This is a genomic window from Chryseobacterium gregarium DSM 19109, from assembly GCF_000430845.1.
Classification (GTDB): Bacteria; Bacteroidota; Bacteroidia; order Flavobacteriales; family Weeksellaceae; genus Chryseobacterium; species Chryseobacterium gregarium.
Genome location: NZ_KE387264.1, coordinates 286,314 through 303,841, shown reverse-complemented (window position 1 = coordinate 303,841; position 17,528 = coordinate 286,314). Strand labels below are relative to the sequence as shown.

Sequence of the window (17,528 nt, the reverse complement as noted above, 5' to 3'; positions counted from 1 at the left end):
TAGAAAACCTGTCATTCGTATTTGAGATATTTTACAAGGTTGATTTTTGTGGCACGGTAAGCCTTGAAACTTACTACCGAAAAAGTGAGAATCAGCAATAAGATCATGCTCAAAACGTAAGGCCATACAGGCATATCGATCCGGTAAGAGAAATTCTTGAGCCATTCATTCATTGCATAATAACTCGTAGGAATGCTTAGCAAAACGGCAAAGAAACAGATCAGAAGAAATCTTTTCGTAAGATCCCAGATAATGGTTTTCCCGTCGGCACCAAGTGTTTTTTTGATGGCCACATCTTTCAGTTTTTGTTCTATTAATAATGATGACAAGGCGAATAATCCCAGCAGTGCAATGACCAGAACCACAATATTGAGTATCGTGAAAAGCATCTGTTGTTTCTGAAATTTCTCAAAGGTTCTTGCAAATTGTTTGTCTACAAATTCATAATCGAAGGGATAGCCGGGTTCTGCTTTTGTGAGCCAGAACTCCTCGATTCTTTCTAATGTTCCATTAATATCGTTTCCGGAAAGTTTGATCTGGAGATTTTGCATATTATTTTTGACCCAGTTTCTGTCATAATTGAACATTACGACCGGATCTACAGGCTTATCTACACCAGTGACATAAAAATCTTTAACAACACCCAGGATTTTATATTTCTTCTTCCCTTCCCAGCCCGGCAAAATTTCTTTTCCTAAGGCCTGCTGGGCATTCCAGCCCATTTTTTTAACAAATGTTTCATTGGCAATAGCACCGGAAATTGTATCAGAAGCATATCGCAGATCCAGATCTCTCCCGGCAACAAATTTAATTTTATAAAATCTGAAAAAATTATAATCAATGCCGCCAACACCAACTGAGCTGATACTTTTTGTGGTATCAATAGCATTTTTTACAGAAGAGGAATTGTTAAGCCCATTTCCTATATTAAAAACAGAACTTGTAATATCCTGTACTCCTGCAATCTTTGAAACTTCATTTTTTAGGCGAAGGTATTTTTTGGAAATATAATCGTCCTTCCAATCGGCTTTTTTGAATTGGATTCTTATCACCTGATCACCTTTAAAACCTAAATCCTTTTTCATCATATACCCAACCTGAGTATGAATGATCAATGAGCAAATGATGAAAAATGAAGAGATAATTAATTGTAAGGTCAGAATTGAATTTCGTAACCAAACGCCTTGTCTGCTTCTGGCAAAATTACCTTTCAGTGTGTTGATAGGCTTGAAGTTGGAAAGATAAATAGCAGGAATTAATCCGGAAATCAATGAAAAAACCAGCAATAACAAACCTGTATAGATGAAAATCTGCCCGTTATCCAGTTTGATATCCTTGCCAAGAAACCTGTTGTAAGAAGGAAGAAGAAGCTCGACCATTGCAAAAGCAATAATATAAGCTACAAGACAGATCATAAAGGTCTCGATCAAAAACTGCAAGATCAGCTTCGATTTTGTGCTTCCAACCACTTTTCTTATTCCGACTTCTTTTGCTCTTTGAGATGCCTGCGCTGTTTTTAAATTAATAAGATTAATGCCTGACAATAACAGAATCAAAGCCGACAAACCCAACAAGATCATAATTGATTTTTTATCTCCTTTATCTACACCTTCGCTTTTTGCGTCCAGTTTCATTTTGCTGACCGGCGTGAGAGAAACTTTTGACTTATTTTTTTCGTCAATCTTTTCTCCCCATTTTTTCATCGTTATTTTTTCATTTTCCCAAAGGAGATTCGACAGTTTTCTTTCAAGATCCTGAACATCGGTTCCGGGTTTCAGTTTGAAATATCCGACGTAGCTGTAATTGGTCCATTGGTCATCATACTTGTTCTTATTCAAAAAACTAGGATGTTTCATTACAAAACCAGGACGGAAAACTGTGTTGGAATTTGGCAGCTTGTAGACAGCACTTACAACATAAGACTTGTTTTCAGAATCATCTAACTGCAATTTTCTTCCGATACAGCTGTTGAAATCATCTCCAAAAAGAACTTTTGCTGTTTCTTCTGAAATGGCAATTTTCCCGTCGCCGTTGACAGCGTTTTTTAAATCTCCTGCCACTTTTTCAAAAGGAAAGAACTCAAAAAAATCATCCGTAACTTTCGCATTAGTGGTAAAGACAGATTTGCCACCGGATATTAATCTGATTTTGTAATCCTTCCACAAATTTACAATGGCAAAATTCTCTATCTCATCAAATTTTTCTGTCGGTACCGCCAGTTCCGGGTAACTGGATGTAATCAGATTTCCAAAAGCAGCATTGCTATTTTCCACCAAATAAATATTCTCTTTATTCGGAACCCAATTTTCATAGGATTTCTCATCCTGCCAATGGATAAATATTAATAGGAAAACACACAGGCCGACACTGAGTCCCAAGACATTGATGATGGTGGAAAGCCAGTTTTTCCGGTAATTGATGAATGCTATTTTGAGCCAGTTTTTAATCATAGATGATGAATTATAAGTGATAAATGATGATATTAAGTCTTCCGGATTTTACTCGTATTTCAGGTATTTTACAAGATTTACTTTTGTGGCTCGGTAGGCTTTGATACTTACCACTGCGAAAGTCAGTAAGAGCAGAACCATAAGACTCATAACAAATGGTAAAACAGGCATATCAATCCGGTAAGCGAAATCTTTCAGCCATTCATTCATCAGGTAATAACTGACCGGAATGCTGATTAAAACAGCGATTAACGTAATCCAGAGGAATTGTTTTGTAAGTTCCATTATCAAACTCCCGTCTGATGCACCAAGTGTTTTTCTGATCGCAACGTCTTTCAGTTTTTGTTCGATCATTAATGATGACAAGGCGAATAATCCTAATAATGCGACCATTAAAACCATTGCATTCAAAATGGTAAATAATGTCTTTTGTTTTTGATATTTTTCGAAGGTCTTTGCAAATTTCTGATCGAGGAAATAATAATCGAAAGGATAGCCTTGCTCTACATGATTCTGCCAGTAAGTTTTCAGTCTTTTCACCGTTCCTTCTATATCATTCTGGTCGATTTTTAATTGGATATTATAAACATCGAATCGTTTCCAATCGGTTTCTTTGTAATGAAAAAACACAATTGGCTCTATTGTAGTTTGTAGATTTTTAATATTAAAATCTTTTACAATTCCTACGATGTGATAATCTTTCTGATAGTCAAACCCGGGATGGAATACACGCTTCATAGCTTCCTCATCATTCCATCCAAATTTTCTTACAAAAGCCTCATTGACTAAAACATTGCTTATGGTATCTGATGCAAGGTTTGGGTCGAGCCAGCGTCCTGTTTTAAGTTTTACATCAATAAATTTCAGGTAATTATAATCCATCGATCCGTGCTGGGCTTGTATGCTTTTATCCATATAATCCATATTGGAATCGCTTGATCTTCTGCCATTTCCAGGGACAGCTTCCCCGTAAGAAATATCGGTCACGCCTTGGATCTTTTTCATTTCGTTTTTAAGCCGTTCATATTTTAGCCAGGGTTTAGGATTTTCTTCGCTGAAGTTGATCATCATAATCTGTTTTCCGCTATATCCAAGATCCTTATTCATCATATATTTCACCTGCTGATTCACGATCAATCCGCCAATAATGAAGAATGAAGAGATGATTAACTGCAAAGTCAAAATCCCGTTTCTGAGCCAGATTCCGTTTTTACTTCTTGCAAAATTCCCTTTCAGAGTTTCAATTGCTTTGAAGTTTGAAAGATACATTGCAGGAATCAATCCTGAAATAACAGTTACCGTAATGACCATTGCAAATGAGTAAAAGAAAATATGCCAGTCGGTCATTTTCATTTCTTTGTCATAGAACTTGTTGAAGCTTGGCAAAAGCAGTTCTGTCAAGGCTAAGGAAAGCAAGTAAGAAGCAAAACAAATGATAAAAGTTTCCAGCAAAAACTGTAAAACAAGGCTCAATTTCGTACTTCCAATGGCTTTTCTCACGCCGATTTCTTTTGCACGTTGAGAAGCCTGGGCTGTTTTTAGATTGATAAAATTAATCGCCGACAAGACAACAATCAGAACTGAAAGTGTAAACAAAATCATCAAAGTTTTGAAATCAACCGGACCAAACCAAGATGCTTTTGCGTGGAGTTTGATTTCATCCAATGGTGTAAGAAGACTATCCGTCGGGCCGTACAAATCGAGATATTGTTGCGGCGTCATTCCTGAAGAGTCTTTATCCAAACTTGCACGATATAGAAAAATATCTTTTATAAATTTTTCTCTTATCTGCTCAAGATCTACCTCTTTTTTAAGCATAAAAAAGCAGCCGTAGCTGAAATTTCCCCATTGGTTTTCATCGTTTTTCATTGGTTCTACTGGCTTTAGAAGAAACTCTGGTTTTATCTGGCTGTTTTCTTTTGGTAATTCATAAACTGCGGTTACAACAAAATTTTTATTATTGAACTTGAGACTTTCGCCGGCAACATTAGTTTTACCAAACAGATTTTTGGCGGCAGTTGTCGAGAGTGCAATATCGCCACCACCTTTCAAAGCATTTTTGTAACTCCCGTCAACCAGTTTGAATGGGAAAAATTCAAAAAAATTATCAGAAACATTCATTCCCCCTTCTTGATAGAATGTTCTATTTTTAGTGGTTATTTTAAAACCCATTCCGGAACTTTTGAACAAGACATAATCCTCAACACCTGGAATAACTACTTTGGCACGATTTGCTATCGGAATGGAAATATTGTTACCATAAGAATTCTCTTTTTTATTATAAGTCTGGAAATAATAAATATCGTCTTTCTTCGGATTCCATTTTTCGAAAGATTCTTCGTCATTCCAATGCATTAGAATGAGCATAAAGCCTGTCAATCCGATCGTCAATCCAAATAAATTGATGATGGTGGAGAGCCAGTTCTTTTTATAGTTGATGAAGGCAATTTTGAGCCAATTGTTTAACATAAGTGATGTTTTATGATTGATAAACGATTTTAAAAACCTCAGAGAAACAGCAATCGTCTGGATCTCTGAGATCAGTTATAAAATGGTTGAATGAATGTTTGTTTTAATAGAATCTGATTACTCAAAATTCTTAGCGTCTGCCTTTTCAAAGACATCCTTTCTTTGGGAAGAATGCTCTTCTGAGAAGATTTCGCCGTCTTTCATATTCACGATTTTGGAAGCGTAACCAGCGTCATAAGAAGAGTGCGTCACCATTGCGATTGTAGATCCTTCCCTGTGAAGCTCTGCCAAAAGGTTCATCACTTCGTTTCCGTTGGAGCTGTCAAGATTTCCGGTCGGTTCATCAGCAAGGATCAATTTTGGTTTTGTGACTAAAGCTCTTGCAACGGCTGCTCTTTGCTGCTGGCCGCCGGAAAGCTGTTGTGGATAATGTTTTGCTCTGTGAGAAATGTTGATTTTTTCCATAATTTCTTCCACTCTTCTTTTTCTTTCGGAGGAAGAAACACCGTTATAAATCAAAGGAAGTTCTATATTTTCAAAAACCGTCAGCTCATCAATCAGATTAAAATTCTGAAAAATGAAACCGATATTTTTCTTTCTGATGTCAGATTTTTTCTTTTCACTCAGACTGATTGTTTCCGTATCACCGAATTTATAAGATCCCGAAGAAGCACTGTCCAGCAATCCCAGAATATTAAGGAAAGTAGATTTTCCACAGCCGGAAGGCCCCATGATGGCTACAAACTCACCTTCTTTTATGCCCAGGCTTACGTTGTTTAGTGCATTGGTTTGTACATCTTCGGTTTTATAAACTTTTGAAAGGTTCTGAATATTGATCATTTTAATTTAAGTTTAAATTTCTATATTTTAGGTTCTGTATTTTGAGTCTGAGATTTTAAGTCTCTCATCTATCAGTCTATTGTCTCACATCTAAGATCTCATATTTCTTAAGTTCCGTATAATCTGATGTAATCACAGTTTCGCCCTGTTTAAGTCCGGAAACCACTTCATAATACATTTGGTTTTCTCTTCCCAGGCTGATATTTCTTTTTTCGGCTTTATTATTTTTCAGGACAAATATCCATTTTCCGTTCGTGTCTTTGTAGAAATTTCCTTTCGGAATCATCAGGCTTTGCGTGTCTGCAGATAATTTCAGTTTCACTCCGAAGGTCATTCCGATTTTCAGATTTTCCGGTTTTGCATCAATGAAGTTCAGCTCCACAGAAAACTGCCCGTCTTTTACTTCCGGAAGAATTTTGGTGATGATGACTTCAAATTGTTTTGTATTGCTTTCCAGGCTTCCCTTGATCCCGCTGGTGAGTTTATTGATATAATATTCATCCACTTTCGCAATCAGTTTGTAACCGCCCATCAGATCCACTTTTCCGATGCTTTCACCGGATGTCAGGTTTTGTCCTAATGAAATATTAAAAGACGACAATCTTCCGGAAACCGGCGACATAATAAGAAAGTTATTTTTATTCGACTTAAGAATATTCAGGCTTTTGTCCATTTGGCTGATGGAATTATTGATGGCAGAAAACTGAGCGTTTCTGGACATCTTTTCACTTGAAGCCCCTTTTTCCACAATTACTTTTCTCTGTTTCTGATAATTCAGGTTTTGCAGTGCCACATCATAGTCTGTTTTCTTGCCAATTTCTGCTTCATAAAGCCTCTTCTGGAGATTGAAAGACTGCAAAGCGGTATTATAATCGTTCTGAGACTGTAATAATTCTTTATCCTGATTGAATTCCTGATTTTTAAGTTCAAGAAGCGAACTTCTCATCTGGCTGATCTGCTGCATAATGCCGGTTTCCTGATTCAGATAATTGAATTCCGTATTCGGATTGTAGACCCTTGCGATCGGCTGACCTTTCGTTACCATTTGTCCGTCCTCTGCAAAAATTTCTTTTACGGCGCCGCCTTCCAGAACATTTACCAAAGATGAATTGAGAGATTGCGTCTGCGCTGTTACCATCAGCATATCTTCAAATTTCCCGTTTGTCACTTCATCCGCCTGAATGTCTTCCAGCTTTACGTTATATGTTTTTTTCTGATTGAGGAAATACCATCCGAAGACCAAAACCGCCACAGCGGAAACAATGATAATGGATATTAATTTGAGTTTAGACTTCTTTTTTACTATTTTCGTATCCATATTCAGATAACCTATTTACTTACAGACTATTACACAATGCAGGTGCCAGAGATTTATCAACAGGTAACCTCCTGAAAATGTGGTTAAATATGATTTTGTTAATTTTAAGACTGTTCATTATCGGACACCATTTGTACGAAAACGGACAATTTTTATAAATAATGAATGACCATTGATCAATGATTTTATATTTAATACGTATTCGGAACAATGTAATACTATTTAAAATATTAAATTTAAAGCTGAGCGCTAATTGGAATGATGATTAAAACTATGGCTAAAAAAATAAAGAACACAGAATCCCCAGCTCATCAAATAGGATTTCCCAGCGAAAAACTATTTACCGACTTATTAGAACTGATAGAACAAAACCGTCATCAGGTGGCAATGCAGGCGAACAGCACGCTTACCATTTTGTTTTGGCAGGTTGGCAAACGCATCAATGATGACATCCTGCAAAACCAAAGAGCGGAATATGGAAAACAAATTGTGCCGACAGTGTCGGCACAATTGGAACATACTTACGGACGTAATTTTACGGAAAAAAATGTGAGAAGAATGATGCAGTTTGCCGATATTTTTTCTGATATGCAAATTGTCGTTACACTGTCACGACAATTGACTTGGTCGCATTTTTTAGTTTTAATTCCTTTGAAATCAGAGCAAGCAAAGCAATTTTATGCGCAATTGGCAATTAATGAAACACTTGGTGTAAGAGAACTCCGGAAACAGATTGCCAATAAAGCCTTTGAAAGAACTGAAATCGCCAACATTCAGGCAAAGCAAAACGACAATTTCCCCATCAACACATTCAAAGACCCCTATCTTCTGGATTTCCTCGGACTGCAAAACGGCTATCTTGAAAAAGACATCGAAACAGCTATTCTCCACGAATTGGAAAAATTTATTTTAGAATTAGGGAAAGGGTTTGCATTTGTAGAACGCCAGAAGCGAATGATCATAGACGGAGAAGACTTTTATCTTGATTTGTTATTCTACCATCGGTCATTAAAAAGATTGGTTGCCATAGAACTCAAGCTGGGGAAATTCCAGGCAAAACACAAAGGCCAAATGGAATTATACCTGAAATGGCTCAATAAAAACGAACGTCAGGAAGGCGAAGAAACCCCAATCGGACTGATACTTTGCGCCGAAAGCAGCAAAGAACAGGTGGAACTCCTGGAAATGCACAAAGACGGGATTATGGTCGCCGAATACTGGACACAACTGCCTTCCAAAAAAGAACTGGAAAGAAAACTACATACCGCTCTCATAGAAGCAAAAGAACGTTTTGAACGTAAAAAACTGCTTTAATTTTTATTGAATAAAGAAATGCGAAAAAAAGAAGCTCATATTTTAATTGTTGATGATGACGAGGATATTTTATTTTCGGCGAGAGTCTGGCTCAAGAAATTCTTCACAGAAGTCAGTTGTCTCAGTCAGCCAAAAAATATTCTGAAGTTTTTAGCCGAACAACAAGTTGATACGGTTCTTTTGGATATGAATTTCCGGAAAGGCTTTGAAAACGGACAGGACGGACTGTACTGGATGAATGAAATCAAAACCCTGGAACCTCACCTTCCTATTATTCTGATGACGGCGTACGGCGAAGTGGAACTGGCTGTGGAAGCCTTGAAAAACGGGGCTTCCGATTTTATCCTGAAACCCTGGAACAATGAGAAATTATATGCTTCCGTCAATCTCGCCGTTGATGTTTCCCGGAAAAATAAAAAACTGAACCAATGGGAAAACGTCAGCATCAAAACCACTCAATATCAATTGGATACACAGTCATTTGCAATGCAGGAAGTGATGGGCCAGATCACAAAAGTGGCTCCGACAGACGCCAATATTTTACTTTTAGGAGAAAACGGAACGGGAAAATATGTTCTTGCGGAACACATTCACGAATTATCGGAAAGGAAAAACCAGCCTTTTGTCCACATTGATCTGGGAAGCCTTTCCGAAAACCTTTTTGAAGCAGAATTGTTCGGTTATAAAAAAGGTGCTTTTACCGATGCCAATCAGGATTACTCCGGTAAAATTGAAAATGCACAGAACGGAACGGTTTTCCTGGATGAAATCGGGAATCTCCCGCTTCATCTTCAAACCAAATTATTGAGCCTGATCCAAAACAGGAAGTTAACGAGAATCGGAGAAAATAAGGAACGGAATCTGGACGTACGGTTTATTTTTGCGACCAATGAAAATCTCAAAAAAGCAGTTGCAGAAAACCGTTTCAGGAAAGACCTCTATTACAGGATTAATACCGTTGAACTTCAGATCCCGAGTCTGAGGGAACGTTTGGAAGATATTCCGACTTTAGCCGATTATTTCCTTGAGAAGTACAAACAGAAATATCATAAATCAGATTTAGCTTTGAATGAATCTTTAATTAATGAACTCACCATGTATTCCTGGCCGGGAAATATCCGCGAACTGGACCATTGCATCGAAAGAAGCATAATCCTTTCCAACGAGAAAAATCTGAAATTATTAATGCCTCAGGATGAAGAATCTGAAAAGCCGGTCATCAACCTCAACATTGAGGAAATGGAAGAAATGCTCATCAGAAAAGCATTAAAAAAACACCGGGGAAATATTTCTCTTGCTGCAGAAGATCTCGGATTATCAAGAGCGGCACTGTACCGAAGAATGGAAAAATTTGAATTATAAAGGGTCTGGGAATGAAAGTCCGAAGTTAAAATCTACACGGAAATTCAGTTCCGGAAAAACGGTTTAAAAAAGGATAGAATTCTATGGTTCAAAATCTGAATTGTACATGAAAAAACAACAAGTTATCGGGTTATTATTTATTCTGCTGACGGTTATCAGCGGGATCTTTGCCTTTCATTTTTACTCTAAGCATCAGTGGATCAACTTCGGCTTATTTACCGTAATGGGTATCGGCAGCATTATTCTGGCTCAGAATTTTGCCTTATCTTATATTCAGAAAACTGAAAAACTCTTGCTGGCCATCCGGAAAAAAGACTTTTCTCTTTTCCCCGAAACCGAAGAGAATGATCTGGTTCACAATACCGTAAAACTGTATTATCAAAGCAAGGAAGAACATCTGTCTCTATCTTCTTACAAGCTTCTTTACGAAGAGATTCTGAATCAATTGGAAATAGGATTGATGATTCTTTCTGAAAAAGACCACGAATGGGAAATTTTTTATGTAAATCCTGTTTTTCTGGAAATATTGCAGATTCCAAAATACAATTCCTGGGAATTATATCAAGCCAAAGCACCCGATTTTTATCAGATTATTGAGCAGACCCATTACGAAAACTCACAGGAATTCTTCGATATTTCGATCAATGAAAATGTGAAACAGTCATTTTCCCTGCGGACTAAAAAAGTGCAGAATATTAAAAACCGATTCTGCATCATCAGTCTGGAGTCTGTCCAGAAAATCATTGAGCAAAAAGAAAAGCTCGCCTGGAACAATCTGATGAAGGTAATCTCGCACGAACTGCTCAATACTTTAACCCCGGTAAACAGTCTGATCCAGAATCTGGAATATATTGCCAACCAGGATAGGGTTGAAAAAGAAGACCAGCAGGAAATGAAGGAAAGCCTGATGATCATCAATTCAAAATCCAAACAATTGCTGAATTTTGTAGACGATTACCGACAGGTTGCCGAACTGCCGAAACCGGTTTTCAAAACCGTTTCTGTGAAGGATATTGTTGAATCGGCACTCCGTTTCCTGAAACCTGAATTTGAAAAGAATACGATTACGGTCATTAATTCGTTGGAAAACCAGATGGTTTCTGCCGACCGGAAAATGATTGAGCGATGTTTAATTAATTTATATTTGAACGCCATGTATGCTGTTGCAGACCGGTCAGAAAAAATTATCAGAACAGAAATCAAAACTTTCAATAAACGGATTCTTTTAAGTGTGGAAGATAACGGGATCGGCATTTCAAATGAAATCAAAGACAAAATTTTCCTTCCGTTTTTCACAACCCGGCTCAGCGGTTCGGGAATTGGTCTGACCCTCAGCAAAAGCATCATCGAAGCTCATAAAGGATATCTGAATTACAAACCTTTGGAACAGGGAAGCCGTTTCGAGATTTGGTTTGTAGAGTAATTCACTTCTACTTACTTGTTTTTAATAATACACGCTGTCTTATTCAAAAATAATTTCAAGGATCAAACTGAAAAAATAGAAATATATCCAATTTTTTTCAGATAAACTCTTCCGAATTAATCATGCCGCAGCCTCATATTTGTGATCATATTTTTATGTAAATTTACTTATCAAACTTATACCATGAAGACTTCTATTATGAATTTAAAAACATTAACGGTAGTATTCCTGCCCTTTTTCTTCTCTGTTTCGGCTACGGCACAAAACAACGACTGGGAGAATCCTAAGCTTATTGATCAGGGAAAAGAAAAACCGCATGTCACCTTCGTATCCTTCGATCGTCAGCAGGACGCCCTTTCCGATGATTATACCAAATCCGATCATTATAAATCCCTTAACGGGCAGTGGAAATTCAGCTATACCGACCAGTATAAAGACAGGCCTGCCGATTTCTACAAAACTACACTCAACGATTCCGGATGGGCAAATTTGACCGTACCTTCCAATTGGGAACTGAACGGTTTCGGCATCCCCATCTATACCAATGTCACCTATCCGCATCCCAGAACCCCGCCGTTCATAGGTCCGGACAACCCTGTAGGCACATACCGAAAAACATTTACCATACCGGAAAACTGGGATCAGAAAGAAGTATTGCTTCATTTTGGCTCTATTTCAGGATGTGCATTTATTTATGTAAACGGGGAGAAAGTCGGGATGACCAAGGCTTCCAAGACCCCTGCGGAATTTAACATCAGCAAATACCTGAAAAAAGGACAAAACCTGCTCGCCATACAGGTATTCCGGTGGCACGACGGGAGCTATCTTGAAGATCAGGATTTCTGGCGTCTGAGCGGACTGGAGCGGGACGTTTACCTGTATGCCTTACCAAAGCTGGCGATATGGGATTTCTTCCTCAAAGCAGATCTTGATGCCAAATACACCAATGGACTGTTCAGCGCCGATATCGATCTCCGCAAATTCAAAGGGAATGACCTTAAAGGCGGCAGCTTAACACTCAGCCTGCTGGACAAATCAGGAAAAGCCATTTATAACAAACAGGAAAAATTCAGTGTAAATGCAGACAGCATTCAAACCCTGAAATTCCAGTCGACCATTAAAAACCCATTGAAATGGAATGCCGAAACACCCAATTTATATGATTGTGTACTCACCCTTAAAGATCAAAATGGAACAGCAATCAGCACTATTGCTTCAAAAATAGGATTCCGTAAAGTAGAGATTAGGAAGGCAAGACTTCTGGTTAATGGAATGCCGGTCTCCGTCCACGGGGTAAACCGCCATGAGCACGATGATGTCACAGGCCATACCACCACGAAAGCATTAATGCTGAAAGACATAAAACTAATGAAAGAACTGAACATCAATGCTGTGCGGCTTTCCCATTATCCGAACGATCCGCTGTGGTATAAGCTGTGTGATCAATATGGCTTGTACCTCGTTGATGAAGCGAATATCGAGACTCATGGTATGGGTGCGGAACTGCAGGGCGGGTTTGACAAAACGGTACACCCGGCCTACCTTCCGGAATGGGTACCGGCACACACGGACAGGATTGTAAGAATGGTGGAGCGTGACAAAAACCACGCCTCCATTATTATCTGGTCCCTGGGCAATGAATGTGGCAACGGACCTGTATTCCACGATAATTACAAATGGATCAAAAGCCGGGACGCTTCCAGGCCGGTACAGTTTGAACAGGCCGGGCAAGACTGGAATACCGATATTGTAGCTCCGATGTACCCGCGTATCGCCGATATGAAAAAGTATGCTGCCGATACCACTAAAACAAGGCCTTACATCATGTGCGAATATTCACACGCCATGGGCAACAGCAATGGTAATATGCAGGCCTATTTTGACATTATGCGGAAAAGCAGGAATATGCAGGGCGGGTTCATCTGGGATTGGGTAGATCAGGGCATTAAAACCAAAGATGCCAACGGTAAGCCATTCTGGGCTTATGGCGGTGATCTGGGTGGATTTTACCGGCAGAATGATGAAAATGGCATTGCCGATGGGATCATCAGTTCCGACCGCACGCCTGACCCCGGTGCTTATGAGGTGAAAAAAATGTATCAGAATGTGATCTTTACGGCAAAAGACCTGAGCAAAGGATTGGTTACTATTGAAAATATCTTCGATTTTACCAACCTGAACCAATATGTATTTAAATGGGAACTGCTGAAGAATGGCGAAAAAGTCAATGAAGGTGCATTTGATGTTCAACTCGCTCCTCATCAGTCAAAAAACCTGAAGCTTAACCTTCCCCGATACAAATCGGCTGCGGGAACGGAGTATTTCCTGAACCTGTATGCCTATACGAAAACCGCGACAGAAATGCTGCCTGCCGGAGCAGAGATCGCCAAAGAGCAGTTCGGTTATGCAGGTTCTTATTTTGATAAAGAGGCTGCTGCAGCTCCAAGATTAGTCATCACAAAGGATGATAAAAAGCTGAGTTTCACTGCGGGTGACGTAAAAGGTGAATTTGATCTGCAAAAAGGAAAATTTACTCGATACAGCAAGAACAACAGCAATTTCAATAATTTCCCGGAACCGTATTTCTGGAGGGCACCTACCGATAATGATTTCGGAAACGGCATGCCTTCAAAATTGGGACTTTGGCGCTCTGCCCATGACCAGAAAAGATTAATAAAGGTTACGGTGGCAGAACAGACTGAAAACGGAATAGGCATCCAGGTCGAATGGCAGCTGGCCGGCATCGATGTGCCTTACCAAATTAATTATTTCATCCGTAACAACGGTGACATACAGCTGACCTCAACAATGGATATGACCGGTAAAGAGCTTCCTGAACTGCCGCGCTTCGGAATGCGCAGCACATTACCCGGCAGCTATCATAACCTGAGCTATTATGGAAGAGGCCCGTACGAAAATTATACCGACCGGAACAGCAGCTCTCTTGTCGGAATCTATCAGGATAAGGTAGAGAACCAGTATTACAAAGGATACATCCGCCCGCAGGAGAGCGGCAATAAAACTGATGTCCGCTGGTTTACGCTGACCGATGAATCGGGCAACGGAATAAAGGTGGAAGGTATCCAGCCTATTGCTTTCACTACCATTAACCATAGTGTAGAAGATCTAGATCCGGGTCTGACCAAAAAGCAGCAGCATCCTACAGATTTGCCGCGAAGGCATCAGGTGTTTTTAAACATTGACCTTAAGCAACGGGGGCTTGGCGGTGATGACAGCTGGGGTGCCTATCCGCATGAGGAATACCGCCTGCTCGACAAAAAATACAGTTACGGCTATACGGTCAGTCTGCTGAGCGAAAAATAAACTTTACCCTGCCTGAAAGCGTTTAGATGTCCAGGTCTTTCGGGCAGATTTTTCAATTTTACCCGTTGTAAATTTTTAACTTATGCTAATTCAAGAAAATATTAAGATTCTCTTGAATTAGCATAAGTTTTTATCAGAATAAGTCTTAAGGCCCATCAACAATGATTTTTATCAGTTATTTTAATTTGTTCTAAATAAAATGTAGATCCATGAATTAAATTTCTATTTTTGCGGCTGATTGGTTTTAGAAAACTAAAATAATGACACTCAGGATTTTATCATTTTTATTCTTATTGCCTTTCGGCACCTTACTTTTATTCTCCCAAAGTGAGAAAATACAGCTCATCATTCATACCTCCGCTGAAAACCAGCAGGAACTCGGCGGTGTTTCTGTAAAAAGCACCGAAAATTCATCAGTCACCAATGAGAAAGGAGATGCTATCCTTTTTTTAAGCAAGGGGAGGCATCACATTATAATCATGCATTCAAATTACCAGGAAAAAGAACTGGATGTGAATGTAGATGTTCCAAAAACGCTGAATGTCCAGCTCCAGGCAATAGACAGACTTGAGGAAGTGGTGATGTTTTCGAAAGAGAGCACAGGACTCACGACAAAGTCTGTAATAGACCGCAAGGCAATGGAGCATTTGCAGCCGTCAAGCTTTTCAGATCTGATGGAGCTTCTTCCGGGAGGATTGGCAAAGACCCCTGCCCTGAGTATTAACAACAGGCCCATCATCCGCGAAAACCGAGGTGACCTGAGCAACGGACCCGGACAGTACGACACCTCATCTCTCGGTGTGCAGTTTATGGTTGACGGGAATGTCATCAATTCCAATGCAGACATGCAGGTTTCTTTAGATAGATCACAGTTCGGCTATTCACCCCAAGCCAGAGAAACGGCAACCACAGGAGTTGACATGAGAACGATCTCAACCAATGACATTGAAAGGGTTGAAATCATCCGCGGGATCCCCTCTGCATCATACGGGGACCTGACTTCAGGCCTGATAAAAATTGAAAGGAAAATCGGAGCCTCCCCTTTGCAGGCAAGGTTTAAAGCAGACGGCTTCAGCAAACAGTATTATGTAGGAAAAGGCTTTAAGATTACCGACAGCTGGCAGATCAGTGCCGGCGCAGACTTTCTGGATTCTAAGGCAAACCCTACGGATGATTTTGAAAATTACAAGCGTGCTACGGCCTCCATCCGTTCAAGAAAAAAGGGTTTTCTCTGGTCTAAACCGTTGGAATGGCGCTCAGGCATCGACTTTTCCACCAATATTGATGTTAAAAAAAATGATCCGGACAACGGCGTTCCCGATATTGACCGCTACAAGCAGACCAGAACGAGAGTCAGCTTTACCAACAACTTCGTGTATAGCTTAGATCCATCCTCCGTCTTCAATAAGGTTATTTTAAACACCGCCATCCGTCAGGGATTCGAAAAAATTGACCAGACCAAACTGGTACAGTTATCCGGGCCGAGATCTTTTTCATTAGCTACCGAACAGGGTGAAAATGTAGGGGTATTCCCGGCACTGCGTTATATTAGCGAGTACAGCACAGAGGGAAAACCACTGGATATCACAGCACTTCTTCAGGCTACAGGAAGCAGGAATATGTTTGGTGTTACGCATGATTATGAAGCCGGTTTAGACTGGCGGTTTTCCAAAAATAATGGCAGAGGCTTAATTTACGATATGAATTCACCGTATGCGGCAACTTTTACCAATTCAAGGCCGAGGCCGTTCAATGACATCCCTGCTTCTAATTTACTGGCAGCATTTTTAGGAGACCAGATGAGTTATGCCGTAGACCAGCACAAATTTACCTTGTATACCGGTTTAAGATTTTCCAGACAATTGGGAATGGATCCGTCTTATGCCATCAGCAAAAAGGTTTTTGTGGAACCGAGATTGAACTTACAGTACAACCTTCCGCACCTGATGATCAACAATTTCCCGATGAAAACGGATGTTACTTTGGGATACGGCCAGTTTTACAAGCAGCCTACCCTTCTGATGCTTTATCCGAACCGGGAATTCTGGGATTATACGCAGCTTAACTATTATCACAATGATGCGCAGTACCGCTATGTGAATTTTATGACCTATGTGCAGAATACGGAAAACAAAGCCATTGAAGCGGCAAAAAGCATCAAGAAAGAAATCAGGCTCGATTTGTCCTACCGGAACCATACCCTGTTCTTCACATATTTTAAAGAAAATATGACGAACGGTTTCCGTAATATGCTCCATACAACACTTCATACCTACAAGCAGTATGATGCCTCGCAGGTAGACCTGTCCCAATGGAACAACGGGCCGGATCTTAATGCTACGCCCTACACCGTAAAGCAGAATATGGGCGAATACACAGTTACGGAAAACGGCAGCGAAACCCTGAAGAGCGGAATTGAATTCGGGTACAGCTCGCCACGTATCAAAGCCATCAATACACGGTTTACCCTGAGCGCTGCTTATTTCAAAACCCAGTACAGGAACTCAGTCCCGTTTCTGTTTAAGCCCACGGCATCAATCGGCCCGGACGGGTTCCCTTATTACGGGATTTACCGGAACGATGACGGATATGTTAATTCCAATATGAATTACAATCTTTTTATCGACACCTACCTTCCGAGCCTTGACCTTACGATTTCGGCATCTTTCCAGGGAAGCGTATTTGACCGTCAGAGAAATGATCAGAGAATTGCAGAACCTATATCCTATTACGGTATTGACGGTATCATCCGTCCTTTCACCGAAGCTGATAAAACAGACACTTACAAGCAGTGGCTGGTCCGGAATGTTTCGGTGACCGATAATATGCCTAAAGACTACACCTTTACGCTTGTCGGGAACCTGAAAATTACGAAAAGCATTTACAAGGCCATCCGGACGTCCATGTTTGTTACCAGGATGTTCAATTACAGCGCTCCGTATGTCTTCAATAACGTAACGGTGTACAGAAGAGGGCTGAATACCCCGTATTTCGGAATGGAACTTAATTATAATTTTTAAATAGATAT

Annotated in this window: 9 protein-coding genes; 5 read left to right on the top strand and 4 right to left on the bottom strand. The window is 39.8% G+C overall.

Annotated elements, in window-relative coordinates; genetic code table 11:
- Positions 1 to 11: 11 nt before the first annotated feature.
- The 4 genes from H561_RS0121600 to H561_RS0121585 all read right to left on the bottom strand — a co-directional run bounded on the left by H561_RS0121600 (position 12) and on the right by H561_RS0121585 (position 7,077).
- Positions 12 to 2,450: an FtsX-like permease family protein gene (locus tag H561_RS0121600; RefSeq protein ID WP_027388831.1), complete on the bottom strand. Its 2,439-nt coding sequence runs from the start codon at positions 2,448 to 2,450 to the stop codon at positions 12 to 14.
- 48 nt (positions 2,451 to 2,498) lie between these two features.
- The gene (locus tag H561_RS0121595; protein ID WP_027388830.1) at positions 2,499 to 4,919 is read right to left on the bottom strand and encodes an ABC transporter permease; all 2,421 of its coding nucleotides are present in this window, start codon (positions 4,917 to 4,919) and stop codon (positions 2,499 to 2,501) included.
- A gap of 117 nt (positions 4,920 to 5,036) precedes the next feature.
- The gene (locus H561_RS0121590) at positions 5,037 to 5,759 is read right to left on the bottom strand and encodes an ABC transporter ATP-binding protein (RefSeq protein ID WP_027388829.1); all 723 of its coding nucleotides are present in this window, start codon (positions 5,757 to 5,759) and stop codon (positions 5,037 to 5,039) included.
- A 76-nt stretch (positions 5,760 to 5,835) separates the two neighbouring features.
- Positions 5,836 to 7,077 carry an efflux RND transporter periplasmic adaptor subunit gene (locus H561_RS0121585; protein ID WP_027388828.1) on the bottom strand — a complete coding sequence of 414 codons (1,242 nt, stop codon included), beginning with the start codon at positions 7,075 to 7,077 and terminating at the stop codon, positions 5,836 to 5,838.
- Positions 7,078 to 7,350: 273 nt separating this feature from the next.
- Here H561_RS0121585 and H561_RS0121580 point away from each other — a divergent pair, with 273 nt between their 5' ends.
- From H561_RS0121580 to H561_RS0121560, 5 genes are all read left to right on the top strand, one after another.
- Entirely contained in the window at positions 7,351 to 8,391 is a 1,041-nt protein-coding gene (locus H561_RS0121580) for a PDDEXK nuclease domain-containing protein (protein WP_051349502.1), read from the top strand.
- 18 nt (positions 8,392 to 8,409) lie between these two features.
- On the top strand, positions 8,410 to 9,753 hold the full coding sequence (locus H561_RS0121575; protein WP_027388826.1) for a sigma-54-dependent transcriptional regulator: 1,344 nt from the start codon (positions 8,410 to 8,412) through the stop codon (positions 9,751 to 9,753).
- Between the two features lie 106 nt (positions 9,754 to 9,859).
- The gene (locus H561_RS0121570; RefSeq protein ID WP_027388825.1) at positions 9,860 to 11,176 is read left to right on the top strand and encodes a sensor histidine kinase; all 1,317 of its coding nucleotides are present in this window, start codon (positions 9,860 to 9,862) and stop codon (positions 11,174 to 11,176) included.
- Between the two features lie 183 nt (positions 11,177 to 11,359).
- Entirely contained in the window at positions 11,360 to 14,500 is a 3,141-nt protein-coding gene (locus tag H561_RS0121565; RefSeq protein ID WP_228372328.1) for a glycoside hydrolase family 2 TIM barrel-domain containing protein, read from the top strand.
- 260 nt (positions 14,501 to 14,760) lie between these two features.
- Complete coding sequence (locus H561_RS0121560; protein WP_034763039.1) at positions 14,761 to 17,520, top strand: TonB-dependent receptor; 2,760 nt, start codon at positions 14,761 to 14,763, stop codon at positions 17,518 to 17,520.
- Positions 17,521 to 17,528 lie beyond the last annotated feature (8 nt).